The 17,789-nt window shown below is 67.5% G+C and carries 16 protein-coding genes; 11 read left to right on the top strand and 5 right to left on the bottom strand.

Annotated elements, in window-relative coordinates; translation table 11 throughout:
- A partial coding sequence (locus EB084_05750; GenBank protein ID NDD27756.1) for a hypothetical protein occupies positions 1 to 366 on the top strand: 366 nt, incomplete at its 5' end.
- 8 nt (positions 367 to 374) lie between these two features.
- Here EB084_05750 and EB084_05755 read toward each other — a convergent pair.
- The 4 genes from EB084_05755 to EB084_05770 form a co-directional block, all read right to left on the bottom strand.
- Positions 375 to 752: a DUF2237 domain-containing protein gene (locus EB084_05755; GenBank protein ID NDD27757.1), complete on the bottom strand. Its 378-nt coding sequence runs from the start codon at positions 750 to 752 to the stop codon at positions 375 to 377.
- Positions 753 to 902: 150 nt separating this feature from the next.
- Positions 903 to 2,021, bottom strand: coding sequence for a hypothetical protein (locus EB084_05760; protein NDD27758.1), 1,119 nt, complete (start codon positions 2,019 to 2,021; stop codon positions 903 to 905).
- Positions 2,022 to 2,185: 164 nt separating this feature from the next.
- Positions 2,186 to 3,409, bottom strand: coding sequence for an MFS transporter (locus EB084_05765; GenBank protein ID NDD27759.1), 1,224 nt, complete (start codon positions 3,407 to 3,409; stop codon positions 2,186 to 2,188).
- Positions 3,409 to 4,887 (bottom strand): long-chain fatty acid--CoA ligase, encoded by a 1,479-nt coding sequence (locus EB084_05770; protein NDD27760.1) that lies wholly within the window; start codon positions 4,885 to 4,887, stop codon positions 3,409 to 3,411. The genes EB084_05765 and EB084_05770 overlap by 1 nt, the downstream gene beginning before the upstream one ends.
- A gap of 178 nt (positions 4,888 to 5,065) precedes the next feature.
- Between EB084_05770 and EB084_05775 the strand changes: the two genes are divergently transcribed.
- From EB084_05775 to EB084_05790, 4 genes are all read left to right on the top strand, one after another.
- Positions 5,066 to 5,800: a beta-ketoacyl-ACP reductase gene (locus EB084_05775; protein ID NDD27761.1), complete on the top strand. Its 735-nt coding sequence runs from the start codon at positions 5,066 to 5,068 to the stop codon at positions 5,798 to 5,800.
- 148 nt (positions 5,801 to 5,948) lie between these two features.
- Entirely contained in the window at positions 5,949 to 6,632 is a 684-nt protein-coding gene (locus tag EB084_05780) for a hypothetical protein (GenBank protein ID NDD27762.1), read from the top strand.
- A 72-nt stretch (positions 6,633 to 6,704) separates the two neighbouring features.
- Positions 6,705 to 7,412 (top strand): hypothetical protein, encoded by a 708-nt coding sequence (locus EB084_05785; GenBank protein NDD27763.1) that lies wholly within the window; start codon positions 6,705 to 6,707, stop codon positions 7,410 to 7,412.
- A 96-nt stretch (positions 7,413 to 7,508) separates the two neighbouring features.
- On the top strand, positions 7,509 to 8,333 hold the full coding sequence (locus EB084_05790; GenBank protein ID NDD27764.1) for a hypothetical protein: 825 nt from the start codon (positions 7,509 to 7,511) through the stop codon (positions 8,331 to 8,333).
- A 146-nt stretch (positions 8,334 to 8,479) separates the two neighbouring features.
- On the opposite strand, the gene EB084_05795 is transcribed toward EB084_05790, so the two are convergent.
- Entirely contained in the window at positions 8,480 to 10,012 is a 1,533-nt protein-coding gene (locus EB084_05795; protein ID NDD27765.1) for a hypothetical protein, read from the bottom strand.
- Positions 10,013 to 10,261: 249 nt separating this feature from the next.
- Here EB084_05795 and EB084_05800 point away from each other — a divergent pair, with 249 nt between their 5' ends.
- The 6 genes from EB084_05800 to EB084_05825 all read left to right on the top strand — a co-directional run.
- Positions 10,262 to 11,305, top strand: a complete 1,044-nt coding sequence (locus EB084_05800) for a DUF2804 family protein (protein NDD27766.1) — start codon at positions 10,262 to 10,264, stop codon at positions 11,303 to 11,305.
- 101 nt (positions 11,306 to 11,406) lie between these two features.
- Positions 11,407 to 12,669, top strand: a complete 1,263-nt coding sequence (locus tag EB084_05805; protein NDD27767.1) for a type II secretion system F family protein — start codon at positions 11,407 to 11,409, stop codon at positions 12,667 to 12,669.
- 56 nt (positions 12,670 to 12,725) lie between these two features.
- Positions 12,726 to 15,332: a hypothetical protein gene (locus tag EB084_05810; protein ID NDD27768.1), complete on the top strand. Its 2,607-nt coding sequence runs from the start codon at positions 12,726 to 12,728 to the stop codon at positions 15,330 to 15,332.
- A 92-nt stretch (positions 15,333 to 15,424) separates the two neighbouring features.
- Complete coding sequence (locus EB084_05815) at positions 15,425 to 17,218, top strand: hypothetical protein (GenBank protein ID NDD27769.1); 1,794 nt, start codon at positions 15,425 to 15,427, stop codon at positions 17,216 to 17,218.
- Positions 17,215 to 17,643 carry a prepilin-type N-terminal cleavage/methylation domain-containing protein gene (locus EB084_05820; protein ID NDD27770.1) on the top strand — a complete coding sequence of 143 codons (429 nt, stop codon included), beginning with the start codon at positions 17,215 to 17,217 and terminating at the stop codon, positions 17,641 to 17,643. Before EB084_05815 ends, EB084_05820 begins: the two co-directional genes overlap by 4 nt.
- Positions 17,633 to 17,789: hypothetical protein (locus EB084_05825; protein ID NDD27771.1), on the top strand; the 157-nt coding region annotated here is incomplete at its 3' end. The genes EB084_05820 and EB084_05825, both read left to right, overlap by 11 nt.

Raw genomic sequence — 17,789 nt, forward strand, 5'->3', positions numbered from 1 at the left:
ACAGCCCCGCTCACTGCGCAGGCCCTGCGCGACCAGGTCAGCCTGAGCCGCGCCTCGTCTGGGGGGTCGCAAGATGAGCACTCGGTCGTGAGCCGCCTGGCCGGCGCGGCCATCGGCGCATCGGTGGGCTCAGGCGTGGGGAGCTTCATCGGCGGCCTGGTCGGCCCCGGCGGCATGGTGGTCGGCGCGGTGGTTGGCGGATGCTACGGCATCTCCACCGGCTGGAAGTACGGGTTTGCCACCACGGCCCTCACCTACATCGGCGCATCAATCGGTGCCACCGCGGGCGCAGCCGCTGCCGGGCCCTTGGGCGCGCTGGCAGGCGGCGTCGCCGGCGGCTACCTCGGCTACAAGCTCGCGAACTGAGGCCCGCGTCAGGACGCGGCGCCTGGCCGCCATGCGTGCATGATGAGATCGGCCAGCTCCACGTACTGAAGCGCCCGCTTGTGCGTGCTCTCGAGCACCACAGGCGGGGCTACGCCCGCCTCGAAGGCCTCGACCCAGCGCGTCACGCACAGACACCACTGATCGCCCGGCTTGAGCCCGGGGAACCGCCACTCGGGCCGGGGGGTGGACAGGTCGTTTCCACGCGATCGGCTGAACGCGAGGAAATCGGCCGATACCCGCGCACAGACGATGTGCGTGCCGAAGTCGTCTTCATTGGTCTTGCAGCAGCCGTCGCGGAAGAACCCGGTGAGCGGGTCGAAGGAGCAGGGCTGCAGCGGTTCGCCGAGTACGTTCAGATCAGACAAGAGATGCGCTTCCTTCCCGAGCCCGCGCCGAGCTCACGCTCCGCACGCCTGCGGGCGACATGACAGAACGCCCCCGCGATGGCTCGCGGAGGCGTTCTCGACAGGCAGGGAGGCTCCCTGCCGACAGGGCCAATCAGCTCGTCAGACGTCTCAGGCGTGGCTGCCAGCGAGCTTCTCGAGCGCCTGCACCCAGTGGTTGTCGGTGGCGAACTTCAGGTTCTTGTAGTCGTCAGAGGCGTAGTGCGGCTCGATGGTGATGCCGTGGGCACCCGGGTAGCCTTCGGTGTGCTGCTCGGCGATGACGGCTTCCTGAACGGCAGCCACCACCTCGCGCGCGGCTTCCTTGATGTGCTTGTCGCGAACCCGCCGGCTGTCGATGATCTGGTTGGCCATGTCGACGGCGTCGGTGTAGCCGCTGAACGACTGCGCCTGACCGATGAGCTCGCTGAGCACCTCGGGCTTGGTCTTGCTGTCGAGGATGGCGCTGCCCAGGTGGTCGAACGCCGTGGTGATGGCGGCGACCTTCGAGTTGTCGATGGCGCTCATGGTGGCGAGCACGTCGGGGCGGGTTGCCGCGCTCGACACGCCGAGCTGGGCGACCTCGCGGGGCGAGAGATCGATGGAGCGCTTGTTGGCCTCGCTCATGCGATGGATCAGCTCCGGGTTGAGGATCTTGGAGTAGGCCCAGCCGTCACCGCCCTCGGTCTTCTCAGAGGCGATGAGGTAGTCAGCGCAGTCCTTCACCTCGTGGGCGAACTCGGTGTTGGCCATGAGGCACGCGTCCATGCCGATGATGTCGAGCTTCTTGCCCGTGGCCTGCTGCGCCTTCTCGAAGGCCTCCCGAAGCATCGGCGAGGTCATCCAGGTGCCGCCCGCGCTCATGTCCTGCACGGCGCCGTTCCAGCCGTCGCCGTGGTCGGAGATGATGAGCATGGTGTGCTCAGCGGGGTACTGGGTCATGCCCCACGTGATGAAGTTGGCGAGGGTGTCGGGATTGGCCATGTCGATCTGGCCCATGTCCTCGAGCTTCGGCGAGCTGATCCCGTCCGGGTTCGGGGTCTCGGCCTTCTCGAGCAGGTAGCGCGCGGCGCCGATGTCATCGCCCTGGTCGACCTGGCAGGCCACTTTGGTGAAAGAGTCGGACCCGACGGTCTCGCACTCCTTGATGTCGTCGACCATGTACCGGGTCAGATTGTTGTCGGCTGCCGAGTACAGCAGCACGGTCCACTTCGCCTGCGCCGGATTGGTCTGCGTCGCGCCCACGTTCATCGTGTTGTCCTCCCGCTCTGTCGGGCGCGTCGCCGCAGCACTGCGCGCGGCTCGCCTCCCGCCGTGACATTGCACGGTCTTGTTGATTACTGTAGCGGGCAGAGGCGGCCGATCCCATAGACGAGATGTTACCGGATATCCAGGTTTTTTTCAGACGACACGGCTCACGCCGCAACAAGCGCCGACCGGCCGAGCCGTCGCGCGGTCACAGCGGCAGGCCCGGTCTCGGGCAGCAGCACGCCCCCCACGGCGAGAGCAGCCGAGCCGACCGCAAAGAGCACGAAGCCGGGCGCGAAGCTTCCCGTGGCCTCCTGCAGCCACCCCACAGCCAGGGGCGACACGAAAGACGCGAGATATGACGCGCTGTACACCACGCCGAGCATCAACGCAACCCGCCGAGGTGAGGCCCCGGGCAGCTCCATCGGAATGGTGAAGAGGGGCGCGACATACATGAAGAAGGCCGCGCCGAGGGCAACCGCCGAAGCCACGCGAACGGCGGGGGCGGCCGACAGGCAGAGGCCCAGGGCCGCGAAGGGCATGAGGGTTCCGGCCAGCACGATGAGGGGGCGTCGCAGCCCGAGTCGCGTGGTCAGCCAGCCGCCCACGAGCGCCGTGGGGATACCCACCATGTTGAAGAGGCCGGTGAGCTGGGCCGCGCCAGCGCGACTGAGCCCGAAGGCCCCCTGGAGATGGGTGGGAAGCCAGGTGTTCAGCGCCAGGTAGAGCGAGAGCGGTCCGGTGAAGGCCAGAGCCAGCACCCACGTCTCGCGGGTGCGGAGCACGTCTCGCAACGAGCCGCCGTCGTCGCTGCTGGCGCGGGCCGCCTCGACGGTCACGGCCTCACGGCCGAGCATGGCCCACAGCATCGCCGCCAGGGCGCACAGACCGCCCAGCATGACCAGGGTGGCCTGCCAGCCGAGCCGCGACGCCAGCGGAGGAACAGCGAACATCGCCACCGTCACGCCTGTGTTCACCGAAACGTTGTTCAGGCCGTTCACGAGCGGCAGCTCGTCACGAGAGAACCACTGCATGGCCATGGGCCCTGTGAGCGTCACGACGATGGCGCCCCCCACACCGAACACGAGACGCGCGGCCAGAAGGGTGTCGAATCCGGGCATCAGGGGCGCGACCAGCGCCACGGCCGCCAGCCCCGCGCCCACCAGAAGCGCCCTGCGCAGGCCGAGCCGCGCCGCCAGCAGCCCCGCCAGCAAGGGCACGAAGGCCTTGGCCACCGAGACCAGCGACACGAGCAGCCCCGCCCTGGCGTGGGCTACGCCGAAGTGGCGCTCGACCTCGGGCATCAAGGGCGACCAGGCCAGCCACGAGATCCCGAACACGAAATAGGTGAAGAAGAGAACCGCCTCGACAACCCAGCGATACGCGCGCATCAGCAGGTCACCTCGAGGGGGGCGACGAGCTGTGCCTTGAGCACCTTGCCCGCCGCGCTCCTGGGCAGGGCCTCGACGAAGCAGAACGCCTTGGGAACCTTGTAGTGGGCGAGCTTCTCGCGACACCACGCCTTCAACGCCTCGGCGCCAGGCGCCGCGCCTGCGCGGACGACGATGAACGCGCGGCCCACCTCTCCCCAGGTGGCGTCGGTCACGCCCACCACGGCGGCCTCGGCCACGTCGGCGTGGGTCAGCAGCGCTTCCTCGATCTCTGCGGGAAAGACGTTCTCGCCGCCGCTGATGAACATCTCCTTGCGCCGACCGCTGATATAGAAGTAGCCGTCGGCGTCGCGGCGCGCGAGATCTCCCGTGTGGAGCCAGCCGTCGCGCAGCGCCTCGGCCGACTCGCGGGGGCGGCCGAAGTAGCCCGGCATCACGTGCCCCCCGCGGACGGTGAGCTCTCCCACCTCGTCAGCGTCGCACTCCGTGCCGTCGGCCCGCACCAGCCGGATCTCGACGTGGGGCAGCGGTGCGCCCACCGTCCCCGGACGGGCCCGTACCGCCTCGAGGTCGGCCCCGAAGGTGTTCGGCCCCGCCTCGGTGAGACCGTAGCCCTGGCGCAGCGGCAGGCCGAGCGCCCAGTAGGCCTCGAAGAGCGACTGCGGGCAGGGCGCGCCGCCGCTCATGAGGGCGCGCACCGACGCCATGCGACGCGCGGCGAAGCGCGGGTCGCGAATGAGCATCGTGAACATGGTGGGCACCATGAACACCCAGGTGCAGCCTTCCTCCTCGATGACGCGCAGCGCCGTGTCCGGCTCGAACGAGGCGCCCTCGGGCAGCACCACGGTTCCTCCGAGACAGAGGAGGGGCGTGGCGAGCACGTTCAGGCCACCCGTGTGGAAGAAGGGGGTGAACGCGGGGGCCACGTCAGTGGGGCGAAGCCCCCAGCCCGCGATGGTGTTCCAGGCGTTCCACTGCATCGTGGCCTGGGTGAGGATGGCTCCCTTCGGAACCCCCGTGGTTCCGCCGGTGTAGAGAATGAGCAGCGGCGCGTTCGGGTCGACCGACAGGCGCTCGTCGAGTGCCGGCGCATCGGCGGCCGCGCTCACCAGCGGCAGGCGGGTGCACGGCACAGAGATGTCGAGCGCGCGGCCCGGCTCCTCGAGCAGCAGGCTCGGCCCGCAGTCGGCCAGCACCGTCTCGAGCTCGCCCGCCGACAGGCGGTGGTTGAGCGGCACCATCACGGCGCCGATGCGGGCGCAGGCGAAGAGCAGCTCGAGCATCTCGACCCGGTTGGCCGAGTGGATGGCCACCCGGTCACCCGCCGCGATGCCGAGACAGCGCAGCGTCGCGGCCTGCTGGCTCGCCGAGCGGCGCAGCTGGGCGTAGGTGATGCGCCGCCCGCTGGCGCGGTCGACGATAGCCACGTGGTCAGGGCGGATGCGGGCGTGGGCGTCGAGCCACTGTGCAACGTACATGGCATAGGGTCCCTCTCTCGAATCGTTCTGGGCCCATTCTGCCGGACCGCCGTTGCAACCGGGTTGCAACGTCGAACTGGCACGAATAGGAACGGGAGCAACGAGGCGCGCGACCCGTCGCGGACGAAGCCATCGGGCCCCCTCGATATGAGAGAGTTCAGCAGAGGAAGCATCAGACATGAGACTGAGAGACAAGATCGCCATCGTCACCGGCGGCGCGCGGGGCATCGGCCTGGCCATTGCGCGGCGCTTCATCGCGGAGGGCGCTCGGGTGGCGCTGTGGGACGTATCACCCGAGGGCCTCGAGAAGGCGCGCGCCCTTCTGGGCGAGACCGAGGCGAAGGCGTTTCCGGTCGACGTGACGTCAGCGACGTCGGTGAAGGAAGGCTACGATGCGGTCGAGGCAGCGCTGGGGCCCGTCGACATCATGGTGTGCAACGCGGGCATCACGCGTGACGCCATGGTGCACAAGATGACCGACGAGCAGTTCGACGCCGTCACGGCAGTGAACCTGAAAGGCGTGTTCCTCTGCGGTCGCGAGGCCGCCACGCGCATGCGCGAGCGCCAGCAGGGCGTGATTCTCAGCACGTCGTCGGTCGTGGGGCTGCACGGCAACATCGGCCAGACCAACTACGCCGCCTCGAAGGCGGGGGTCATCGCCATGACCCAGACCTGGGCCCGCGAGCTCGGAGGGCGGAACGTGCGGGTGAATGCCGTTGCCCCCGGGTTCATCAAGACCGAGATGACCGAGACCATTCCCGAGAAGCTGATCGAGGGAATCCACGCAAAGACGCCGCTGCGTCGCATGGGGCTGCCCGAGGAGATTGCCGCGGCGTTCGCATTCCTGGCGTCTGATGACGCGGCCTTCATCACAGGGCACGTGCTCAGCGTCGACGGCGGGCTCACCTTGTGACCTGCTCGAGGCTGTCGCGCACGGTTGAACCTGCTCTCGCATTCTGGTAGGATGCTCGGGGCCGTCCTCCGAAGCGGGGGGCGTCTTTTTTGCGATGACCGCCCACGAGGGGGGGGCGTCGCCAGTCTTTCACCTGGAGCGTGGGCCCGTGCGCGGCTTCTTCTACATCATCAACGCCATCGACGAGAACTATGAACTGACCGGTACGGCTCCTGACGTGAGCGCCGGCCTCATCACGCTGGGCACCGAGAAGCCCCAGATCCGAGCCAAGGTGGAGCCTGGCGACTACGTGATCGGCATCTCGCGCTCGTTCCCCAATCAGCCCCGGCGCGTCATCTACGGCATGCGCGTGGGCGAGATCATCTCGTTCAAGGAGGCGTGGGAGCGGGGGCAGACCGACCCGACGTTCGCCGCACACCGAGGCGGTACAGCAAACCCCGCGGGAGAGCAGCGGGCGATGCACGCGGAGGAAGGTCCCATCATCGGGGGCGACATCCATGTCCGCTTCGGCAAGAAGGGGTACGAGCACATCTCGAGAGCCGTGCACGCCTTCACCTGGCGCAAGGACCTCGAGGGCGAGCGAGATCGGTACGTGGTGGGCGATTCGACGTCACGGTTCTGGGGCGCCAAAGGTCCTGTCATCACCGACGAGATCGCCTGTCTGCTGGGCGGCAAGGACTACACCGCCCAGTATCCGCTGGGTGAGGGCTGCTCGTACCGCGTTCTGAACTCCGCTCCGGCCCTTCGCAAGTTCCTCGAGGCCATCGGCTTCTTCACCCCCGAGGGAGGGGCACGCCGCGTCGTGCGCGTCATCCGCAAGACCGAAGGGTGACCCGGCGGCCCTCTTCCCCGACGCGCGCCGAGATGCATCGACGCCGCGATCCCCCCGCGCAAGGAGCCCACGATGCAACGCCTCATCGCCATCTTGATGGTCCTCGGTCTCTCGCTCACCACCTGGCCGGCCCCCGCTGCCTCCAACGACGTCGAGGCGGCCATCAGCCGCTGGGAGAGCACCTGGGCGAACACCCGCTCGTTCACCAGCGAGGTCTCGAGCCACATCACGAAGGGCGACCAGCTCGAGGAGCGCACCCTGCTGCTGTGGTTCAAGCGCCCGATGAACATCCGCACCGATGTCGTCAAGGGCAACCGTGCCCACGACGCGGGGAGCGTGGCCGTCTATCGGGGGGAGGGAACCGTATCCGGCCATCAAGGCGGACTGCTCTCCGGGGTGGTGCTCACCCTGTCCATCGATGATCCGCTGTGCACCTCGATCCGGGGCGCCCGCATCACCGAGCTCCTCTTCAGCCGATCCCTCGAGCTCATCCACCAGTACCAGCGGCGACGGTCGTCGCTGCAGCTCGGTGCGCCATCGCAGATCGCCGGGCGATCCGTCGTCCCGCTGACGCTCTCCACCAGCAACGAGAACTTCATCGCGCTCAACGACAACATCGACAAGGACGTGCTGTGGTACGACACCCAGCTCAACGTTCTGGTGCAGTGGGAGCGATTCGAGAAGGGAGGGCGCAAGATCGCCCAGGTGACCTGGTCGAACACCCGCCTCAATCCCTCCATCGACGACGCCGTCTTCAACCCCCGCGCCAAGGTGAAGTAGTCCCCGAAACGCGAAACCCGCCCAACCTGTCGCAAAGAAGGGAGACGGGGCGCTTGGTTGAATTGGCTTCAACACATCTGTGGAAGTGAGAATGCCATGCGAAACCTGTTCAAGAACCTCTTTGCCACGGGCCTCATGCTGACCGCGCTGGCCACCCCCTCCCTCGGTCGCGCGGTGGCCGACGGTGAGGCGCCTGCCTCCAGCCCGGCCTCCACGCCCGCGGCAACCCAGCCCGCCAGCGGCGGCGACCATGGAATCGACATCGCGGCCGGCGTCTGGATGCCCACCCTCAACGGCAACATCGGTGCCTCTGGCTTCACGGCCGATCTGCGCACCGAGCTGGGGCTCAAAGCCTCGACCTCGCCGGCCCTCGACCTCACCTTCGGACGAGGCCTGTCACGCTTCGGCCTGGGCTACACCAGCCTGTCGAGCAGCGCCTCCTCGAGGCTGACCTCGACCCTGCAGCTCAACAACACCACCTACGTGACGGGAACCACCGTCAACTCGAAGCTCAACTTCACATCGTTCGACGCATCGTGGCAGCCGCGGCTCATCGAATCAGACAAGGGCAACCTGAGCGCATTGCTGCTGGTCAAGGTCATCGACACGAGTGCCAGCGTGAACGCACCCACGCTCAATCTGTCGAGCAGCTCCAGCGTAACGGTTCCGGCCCCCCTCATCGGGCTGAGCGGTGACGTGAAGCTCGGAAAGAGCGTGGCGCTCTACGGCCAGGTCGGCTACGTCGGCATCTCCCGCGTGAGCCTGCTCGACTACCGCGCGGGCGTGAAGGCCATGTTCACTCCCACCTTCGGACTGAGCGCCGACTATCGCTACTTCGGCATCAGCGGCAGCGATTCAAAGAGCAACCACGTGAACATCCGCTACGGCGGCCCCGAGATCCAGCTGCGGGCGTCGTTCTGAGTCACGCACGTCTTCAGGGCGGGGCGGGGCGCTGCCCTGCCCTGAAGGCTAGCCGGTGAAGACATTCCCCGAACCGCACAAAGCAAAGAGCGCGGCGCGCCCCGAAGGACGCAGCCGCGCTCTTGCTTGTCCGGGTGTGGGAGCGCCTAGTTGACCACCTTGTTGCGCTCGATGACCATCTCGCCATTCTCCCAGCGGACGAAGCCCATGTAGGGGCGGCCCTTCGAGTCGAAGGCGTCCTGCGGCTTCATCTTGTAGCCGGGGTCGTTGTAGCGGATGCGGCCTTCCGCGATGTAGCGGGCCACGTTGTTCTTCACCCGGGAGCTCACCTGGGTGTCCTTGCCCAGAGAGCCGTCCTTGTCGACCAGCGTCGACACCTTGGCGCCCTGGAACATGCCGAACTGCGGGCCGTCGAGGCGCACCTGCACCGAGCGCGTGAGGTCGTCGAGCGGCTTGCGCCCCTCGCCCGTCACGGTGGTGAGGTTCGACTTGACCTTGCCCTCGTCGCCGTCGCCGTCATCATCGCCGCCACCCGGGGTGCCCGGGTCGGGCACGGGGGCGTCGCCGAGGATGCCGCGGTTGGTGAAGACCTGCGTCATCAGCTCGCCGTTGGCGCCGTTGTTGTACTTCTGGTCAGCCGCGATCCAGGCGTTGGCCATGTCGCGGTAGGTGAAGTCGCCCTGGGGCGCATCCTTCATGGCGTTGCCGATGAGCTTCATCGTCTCTTCGCCAGTCGACTTGAGCGCGCACTCGGCGTCCATGCCCGCGGCCATGTTGCGCGCCTGGATGCCCGCCACGACGTCGTAGAACGCACCCGACCAGAGACGCGAGAAGCTGTGCACCTCGCTGCTGAGCTGATCCGGCGGCGCGCTCGAGGGGAGGTCGTTGGGGTCTTGCCACGTGAAGCTGTTGATGGCCGTGCGAACGAAGTTTCCGCCGGTCACGTCTTCGCCGACGTAGTCGTTGATGGCGATGCCGAGCTGCTCGCCGGTCTCGGCGATGCAGTTGGGCTTGGTGAGATCGCCGCCCGTCTGCTGAGCCGCGAGCTTCACTGAATTCTCGTCCTGGAAGGCCATCATGATGCCCATCATGTCGCCGAAGGCCTCGTGGAAGGCGCCGACGTCGGGCGTCCAGCTGGAGAAGTAGCCGGGGCGGATGCCGTCGAGAAGTGCGTGACCCGTCTCGTGCGACACCACCTCACCGGAGCCGCCGCTCATGATGTTCTCGCTGGTCTTCGGGTCTGTGGCGTGGAAGAAGTTGATGCTCTGCTCGTCGCGGGCATAATAGGCGTTGAAGTCCTCGCCGGCGTCCGGGTTGATCTGCAGCTTCTCGGCGCCGAACGCCCACTGCACGGGCTGCCCGAGGGCGGCCTCGAAGGCGGTGATGGTCTTTGCGGTGGCCGCGAAGGTGAGGGCGGCGGTGTGGTTGCCCTGATCAGCGGCGTCGTAGACATAGGCGCCATCGGCGTTGGGGGTAAGGCTGGTGTTGAGCTGCGCCTGCGGAACGGAGAGGTTGCCGCCGTCGACGGTGACATTGGGGACCACCGTCGGGGTGGAGCCAAAGACAACCTGGTCCTGGCTGTTGTACGAGACGGTGGCATCCGCGGCGGCGGGGCCGTCGGTGGGGCGAGACGGCGCCGGTGCGGGCGCGGCCTTCATACCGTGGAGGGGGTTCACCATGTGATTAGACTCCTCTGCTGTCTCTGTCTAGCGTCAGCGGTCGGGAAGACGCGCCAGCGCCGCCTTTCGGCCGGGAAGGATTCCGTGCCGAACGGACGACGCGCTCGGTCTTCTGCATGGTAGTCGAGAGATCGCGAAATAACCATTAACTTCATGTGAACAAAACCCAAGACCAGAAGCCGCTGCACCTTCCTGCCCCCCCCGCGCGCCTGAAGGAATTCGGCCACGGCGGGCGTACGCTTGCCTCTGATGCAACAGAGACCCGCCCCGCCCACTGTGGTGGACGACCTCGGAAACTTCCGCTTCGGCACGTTCACCACCCCGTTCTACACCCCGGACTTCCAGGCGGCCGAGGTCTCCGACATGCACCCGTTCATGGGCCGCCCGCGGCCCGGAGGGCTGGGGCGATGGCTGCGCCGGATGCGCCTCAAGGAGTGGCAGCACATCTGGATGGTCTCGGAAGAATACTGCGTCTCCGCCGACATCTGCCTTCTGGGCTGCGTGGGCGCAGTGTGGTGCCAGGTGATCGAGCGCGACACGGGCACCTGCATGTCCTTCGCTCGCAGCGTCTCGTTCCCTCGCGACATCGCCTTTGCCGAGAGCTCGGTGCGCGGCGTCACGTCGTGGCGTGACGAGGGCCGCTACATCACGTTCGAGTACCAGCCCCAGGCCGGGGGGCTCTGGTCGTGCACCTTCAACCTGCCTCTCGACAACGGGGAGAAGCTGAAGGGCCAGGTCAGCGTGTACCCGGAGCCAGAGAGCCTCGCGCTGGTGCATCCCCTGCATCGCAACCGCGCCGTATACCTGCATCGGGAAGCCGGCAATCGGGCCGAAGGGCTGATCACCCTCGGGATGCGCGAGCTGCGCTTCGAGCACGACGCGCAGGCCGGCTTCGAGTACGTCCGCTCGTTTCCCGACGCCGCCACGCGCTACACCGCGCTCACCGCCAGCGGCGTGACCGGCGACGGCCGACGTCTGGGCCTGAGCCTGTCGCAGGGACTCTACGGCGCCGCAGACTGCCACGTCTGGCTCGACGGGGTGCTCCACGCCCTCGACGCGGTGGAGTTCACCCCGCCCCCGCACGCCGGAGAGGTCTGGCACATCGCGAGCGAGCGCTGCATGCTCGAGTTCCATCCCATCTGCACCCAGAGCCAGTCGCTCGACCACCGCCTCGTGAAGTCGAAGCGCGTGCGACACTACGGCACCCTCGAAGGCTACCTGCGCTTCGGTGGCGGCCTGATGCAGGTGACCGGACCCTTCGGCATCTGCGAGACCCTGAACGCCGCCTGGTAGCCGACCCGGTCGCTGCGCCCGCTTCAAGGGCGCCTCGCCCCCCTCCCCGCGTCGCGACCGTCGCACGAGGAAGGCGAACCTGGCGGCAAGAAACTGTTCGCATGCCCGAATTCGACTATCGCGTGGTAGACCCGCAAGGAAAGATCGTCACGGGCACCGAGACGGCGTCCGACGAGAGCGCAGTCATCGCAGACCTGCGCTCGAGAGGTCTCCAGATCGTCGACATCCGCCCCGCGCGCCCCCCAGAGCCGCGCGGCATCGCGGCGCGGAGACTTCGGTTCACGTTCGAGCCGTTCGGCCTCTCCCGCCAGGCCGTGGCCTTCTTCACGCGCCAGCTGGCCACCACGCTGAACGCCGGCCTGCCGCTGCTGCGTGCCCTGGCCACCCTGCAGGCCCAGACCACGAGCCCGCGCATGCGCAAGCTCGTGAGCGCCCTCTCGGTGTCGATACAGCAGGGGCAGTCGCTGAACCAGGCCATGAGCGCCCACGGCGACGTGTTCGACGATCTCTATGTGAGCATGGTGCGGGTCGGCGAGGCCAGCGGCTCCCTGCCTGTCACGGTGACCCGGCTCGCCGAGGTGCTCGAGCGAGACGCACTGCTGCGTCGCAAGGTGCGTGCCGCCCTCACCTACCCGCTCTTCGTGTTCGTGTTCAGCGCCGTGCTGGTGTACTGCCTGGTGGCCTTCCTGCTGCCGAGCTTCCGTCCCGTCTTCGAGGGTGCCGGGCTCGACATCCGCAGAGACTACCCCCTCACCCAGATGCTCATGGAGATCAGCCGCGTCGCGGGCAACCCCTGGTTCATCGGCACCCTGGTGAGCGGGGCCGTACTCGTCGCGCTGCTGCTGCAGGTCGTAGGGCGAACCCGAGGCGGACGCCTGGCCATCGACAGCGTGAAGTTCTACTTCCCCTTCATGCACAACCTCATCTCGATGGCCGCCATCACGCGTTTCTGCAGAACCTTCGGCGTGATGCTGCGAAGCGGCGTTCCCCTGCTCGAGAGCCTCATCCATGTGGGGAATGCGGCGGGAAATCAAGTGGTCACGCGCAGCGTGCAACGCGTCACCCGCGACCTGCAGAGCGGTGAGAAGATCTCGCAGACCCTCGCCCGCATCTCCCTCTTCCCGCCGCTCATGGTGCAGATGGTCACCGTGGGAGAGGAGACCGGCACCATCGATCAGATGCTCGAGCGCGTGGCCGACTACTACGAGCAGGAGCTCGAATCGGCCGTGGCCACCATGCTGGCTCTCATCGAACCGCTCATGATGATCGTGGTGGGCGGCATCGTGTGCTTCTTCGTCATGGCCGTGCTGCTCCCCATCATGGGCATCTCGACCGCCTACCAGAACCTGAACGGCTCCCACTGACAAGAACAGGCGCCGCGGGCCACACGCCCACACGCGCGACGAAAGGAACGGTCGGCATGATCACGCCCCAGCCTCGGCGGGTCACGGTGCAGCGCGAGATCGCGCAATGCCGCTTCACCACACTGCTCGACGCCGTCGACGAGGACAGCGGCGCGCTGCTGACCTTGCGCCGGCTCACCGACCGCACCCGCGCGTCGAACGTGCGCCCCCTCGCGCTCGACCAGCTGGAACGCGAGGCCCGCCTGATGGCCGAACTCGCCTCGCCTCACCTGCCCCGCCTGATGGGGGTGCTGGGGGAAGCTCCTGATCTGCAGCTGCTGTACGAGCGCATCGACGGTCACGCCCTCGATCACGTGGTCGCCAACCTGTCTGGCATGCCTGGGCAGCCGCTGCTGGGGCGCTGGCTGCATCAAGCCGCCAGCGTGCTCCAGCTGCTGCATGAGCGCGGCGTGATCGTCCGCGACATCCGCCCGCAGTCGATCATGATCTCTGCCAGCGGACAGCTCATGCTCGTCGACCTCGGCCTCGCCGCGATGGGGCAGTCAGATGACGACGACCTGCCCTTCCGCTCCCAGGGGGCGCCGCACTACGCCGCGCCAGAGCAGCTGCGCGGCGAACGTGCGTCATCTGCCATGGACCTCTACGGCCTCGGTGCGACCTTCTATCACGTGGCCACGGGGCGTCGCCCTCCCACCGCGCTGGAGCGCCTCGAGCACGACGCACCGCTCGAACCCGCGCGCAGCATCAACTCGAGGCTCACGCCCCAGTTCTCCGATCTGCTCATGCAGCTCATGGCTCTCGACCCCGCAGAGCGCCCCCCATCGGCATCCGCTCTCGAGGACCTGATGGACATCGCCGACGTCGCCTGTGCTGTGCACCTCTCCGGCGGAGCGCAGGCAGCGCCCGCCTGGTCGCCGCCCCCGTCGCCCCTGTCACCCGAGGAAGCACAGCGCAGACCCGCGCCAGATGACAGTGCAGCCGCAGCCGCAGCCGCCGCGGCCGCGGACGCAGACAGCAACCGTCGGGGACTTCTCTCGTTCCTCCCCTGGAAGAGTCGGCGCAGCGACGCCACGAGACCCTCTGAAGACGAGACCTCGCCCGACGATCTGCACCGATACCCACGCCTCGATCTGGCCTCGTTCCCCCTCGAGCGGTCGGTGGGCCGCCTGCTTCCCGAAGCCGTTGCAAGACGCATCGATGGCGTCTGCGTGGGGCAGCCTTCAGCGCGCGAGCTCACCATCGTGGTGAAGAAGCCGGATGTGTACATCTACGACCACGTGTCGTACGTCACCAACGGCGCCTACAAGCCGGTCATCATGGTGGCCGACGCCGCGCTCATCGATCTGGCGATCGAATACGTGTACAAGGTGGGCGAGCGCCACCACCACGTGACGTGGCGGGAATGGCTCGAGAAGAAGCGCTTCCACGGCCAGGATCTCTCCCTCGTCTTCAGCCAGGAGCAGGAGGCCCTTCTCCAGATGGAGGAGGTGAAGGGGCCCGCCATCGAGGCCGTCGATCGCATGATCAAGGAAGCCATCTCCATCCGCGCCAGCGACGTGCACATCGAGACCTATGAGAGCGACGTCGTGCTGCGCTACCGCATCGATGGCATTCTCCACGTGATGGACACCTGGCCCCGTCGCGACGCGGCGGCCTACATCAAGCGCGTCAAGATCATGGCCAACATGGACATCGCGCAGGAGATGCTCCCCCAGGGAGGACGCATCAGCGTGCGCGTGTCCGATCAGGAATACGACCTGCGCGTGTCATGCGTGCCCGTGCCTGATGGCGAGAGCATCGTGATGCGGCTGCTGCCGAAGGGCACCTTCGAGATGCGTCTCGAAGATCTGGGCTTCGGCCCGGGCACCCTCGAGATCTACCGAAGGCTCACCGAGCAGCCCCACGGCATGCTGCTGGTGAGCGGCCCTACCGGTTCGGGAAAGTCGACCACGCTCTACGCCACCCTGGCTGAGATCAACCGGCCGGATCGCAAGATCCTCACCGTCGAAGATCCCATCGAGTACAAGATGCACGGCGTCGTGCAGGTGCAGGTCAACACCAACGCGCGTGAGGAGGAGAAGCGGCTCACGTTCGCGCGCGCGCTGCGCGAGTTCCTCCGTCAGGACCCGGACGTCATCCTGGTGGGCGAGATCCGCGATGACGAGACCGCCGCCATCAGCGTGCAGGCGGCGCTCACCGGGCACCTGCTGCTGTCGACCGTGCACACCAATGACGCGGTCACCATCGTCACCCGCCTCAGAGATCGGGGCGTGGAGCCCTTCCTCATCTCGTCGACCCTCCTGGGCGGCATCGCGCAGCGCCTCGTGCGCAAGATCTGTCCCGGCTGCAGGGAGGAGGTTCCCTTGCATCCCACGGCGCGACGCATGTTCGAAGCCGAGGGGGTCGACGACCCGCGCGTGTTCACCGGACGCGGATGCGAGCAGTGCCACCGAACGGGCTATCGCGGACGCATCGCCATCTACGAGGTGCTCGAGATCAACGACGAGCTGCGCGACATGGTGGCCAGCAGCGCCAACGCGGGCGAGATCGTGCGCGCGGCGAAGCGATACGGCATGACCTCGCTCTTCCACGACGGCCTGCGCAAGGTGCGTGACGGCCTGGTTCCGCTCGAGGAGGTGAAGCGCGTGTGCATGACCGTCTGACGGCCGACGACGCGAGCCGATCGCCGCGCGGCACACTGAGATGCCCAGGCCAGGAGACCCCTTCTCCGCGAGGTTCCCGGCGCCAAGGCATCGTGTTCCCCATCTGCCTGTCGCTCATGTTCTGCCTCTTCGTGCTGGCTCTCGCCCTGGCCGAGCAGTCGAGGGCGCACCTGGGCTTCACGCTGCAGGCCGAGGCCGAGACCCGGGGAACCGAAGCCGGTCTTGCCGCCCTGGTCGAGCTCACGAGCGTCTTGCAGCACTCGGTCGATCCCCAGCGCTTCACCGCCGATCTCGCACCGGGGAAGATGGGGCTCCCCGATCCGGTGCCCGCCTCCGGACAAGGGGGGGCGCTGCCCTTCCACGGCACCGACTTCTTCGACGTGAGCGTGGTGGGCGAATTCGGTGGAGGCGCTACAGACGCATCATGGCATCGTCCCCCCCCGACAGTGTACGACGCTCAGGCCAGCGACGGCTACCTCGCCCCCGTGGTGACCCCGGCAGGCGTGGCGGTGCCCGCGCGTCACACCTTGCTCCAGGCCCAGGCCACCCTGCCGGGGCTCGGCCTCACCCGCTCTCTGGCCATGATCTCGTCAAACCACCCCTACGGGCTCTTCGCGCCGAACGGCAGCGTCGCCGTCGCAGAAGCGCGAACCACCGGCGACTGGACCGGGTCCACGGAGACCGGCCTCATGGCCAGCATCGTCGCCTTGAGCGGCATCACCGTCACCGGAACGGCCAACGCGCGCATGTACACTGCGCGCGGCCTCGGTCAGGGGGTGCGGGCATCGCAAGGGCTGAAGTGCGTCATCACGACCCCCATCACGTCGCCGCCAGACTACGATCCGAGCCTGACGAAGGCCCAGAGCGACGCGATGAGCGGGCTCACCGACAAGGGGAGCGACGTCGCCCATCTGCACGACTGCCGCCATCAGTCGATTCCCGACAGCAACGACATCACGACCAGCTGTCAGCGGGGCAACGTGGTGAAGCAGTTCAATCCGGGCGACACCGACATCGCCACCATCGTGGGGCTGGCGGGCACCGACCTCACCGGCAGCGGAAGCAGCGCCGTCTTCCAGATCGCGTCGGCCGACCTCGTGGTTCCCTCGGGGAAGTACGTGAGCCTGCCCTACACCGTCGACATCCAGGGCAGCCTCGTGATCACCGGCCCCGCGGAGCTCTACGTCTCAAACGATCTGCGCGTGCACGGCGACGTGCGACTGGGGCCTCGCGCAACGCTCATCGTGGGAGGCGCGCTGCAGGTCGACGGCCGGATCGACATGCTCTACGCGCCCGGCACCAATCCCACCATCACCTCGTGCGTGCTCGTGCAAGGCGACGCCACCGTGCAGCATGGCATGATGGGGCACGAGAACGGGGTCACCCTCACGGCCGCGACACCGTTCTCGCGGCCAGACTGTCCGTTCGCGCCGTCGACGCTGACATGTGTGGTTCCAGGGCGCCCTCCGTCGATACACTTCGAGCAGGCGCACAACCCGAACTGCGACACCTTCGACAAGATCGCCGCCGGCTGCGCAGACACGAACAACACGGCGTGGGCCGAGTTCTTCCCCGTGGTGAAGCTCAACGGGCCGGCCGATCTGTCGAACGAAGCAGGCGTGTTCATCTCGTGCGGCGGAACCCTCTCCGTGGGGAGCGACGCCAGCGAGTCTGCCGCGGGATTCCTGGTGGCCGACCACGACATCTCCCTCGGCGTCGGTCGATTCGTGGGCACCGCGTGGTCGCGCAGCGGCAACATCAATGCACCCACCACGGTGTGGCGGTGGTATCCGTTCTACAGCCACGCCTGGCTCCAGAGCCAGGGACGCCTCAACCCGGTCACCGCAAACCGCTACTGGCGCGTCGGCTACGGAGTCGTGCGATGAAGCGACGGGGACTCACCCTCATCGAGTGCATACTGGCCACCTTCATCGTGGCGGTGGGATTCGTCGCCGTGGCATCGGTGTACCCGCTGGCCTTTCGAGGCGCGACACTCGACGCCAACCACGTCGCCGCCATGCAGCTCGCGTCATCGACCCTCTCCCAGATCCGCGCGCTGCCCTACGGAGCCACGCCCGCGCCGGGGGGAACCCTGAGCCCGGTGACGCGCCAGACGAGCAATGAGGACAGCACCACGCAGGTCACGTTCAATCGCGCGGTCACCTTCGAGCGCGGAGGCGCAGCGGCGAGCGCGCAGACCGCGGGCGACGTGGCGCGGGTCACGGTGACCTGGATCGAGGGCACGGGCGCGTCCGGAGAAGCCACGCAGAAGAGCATCTCCGTGACCGGGGGGGTCAGCCGTGTGCCGTAGCCGCCCCCTCGCCGAACGCGGCGTGACGATCATCGAGATGCTCATCGCCATGGGGGTCGCCATGATCATCCTCTCATGCGCCTACGTCATGTACCGCGGCAACCGCGCGCTCCTCGAGAAGCCGCGGGCCGCGTACAGCGTTCAAG

It is taken from the genome of Pseudomonadota bacterium (assembly GCA_010028905.1).
GTDB lineage: Bacteria > Vulcanimicrobiota > Xenobia > RGZZ01 > RGZZ01 > RGZZ01.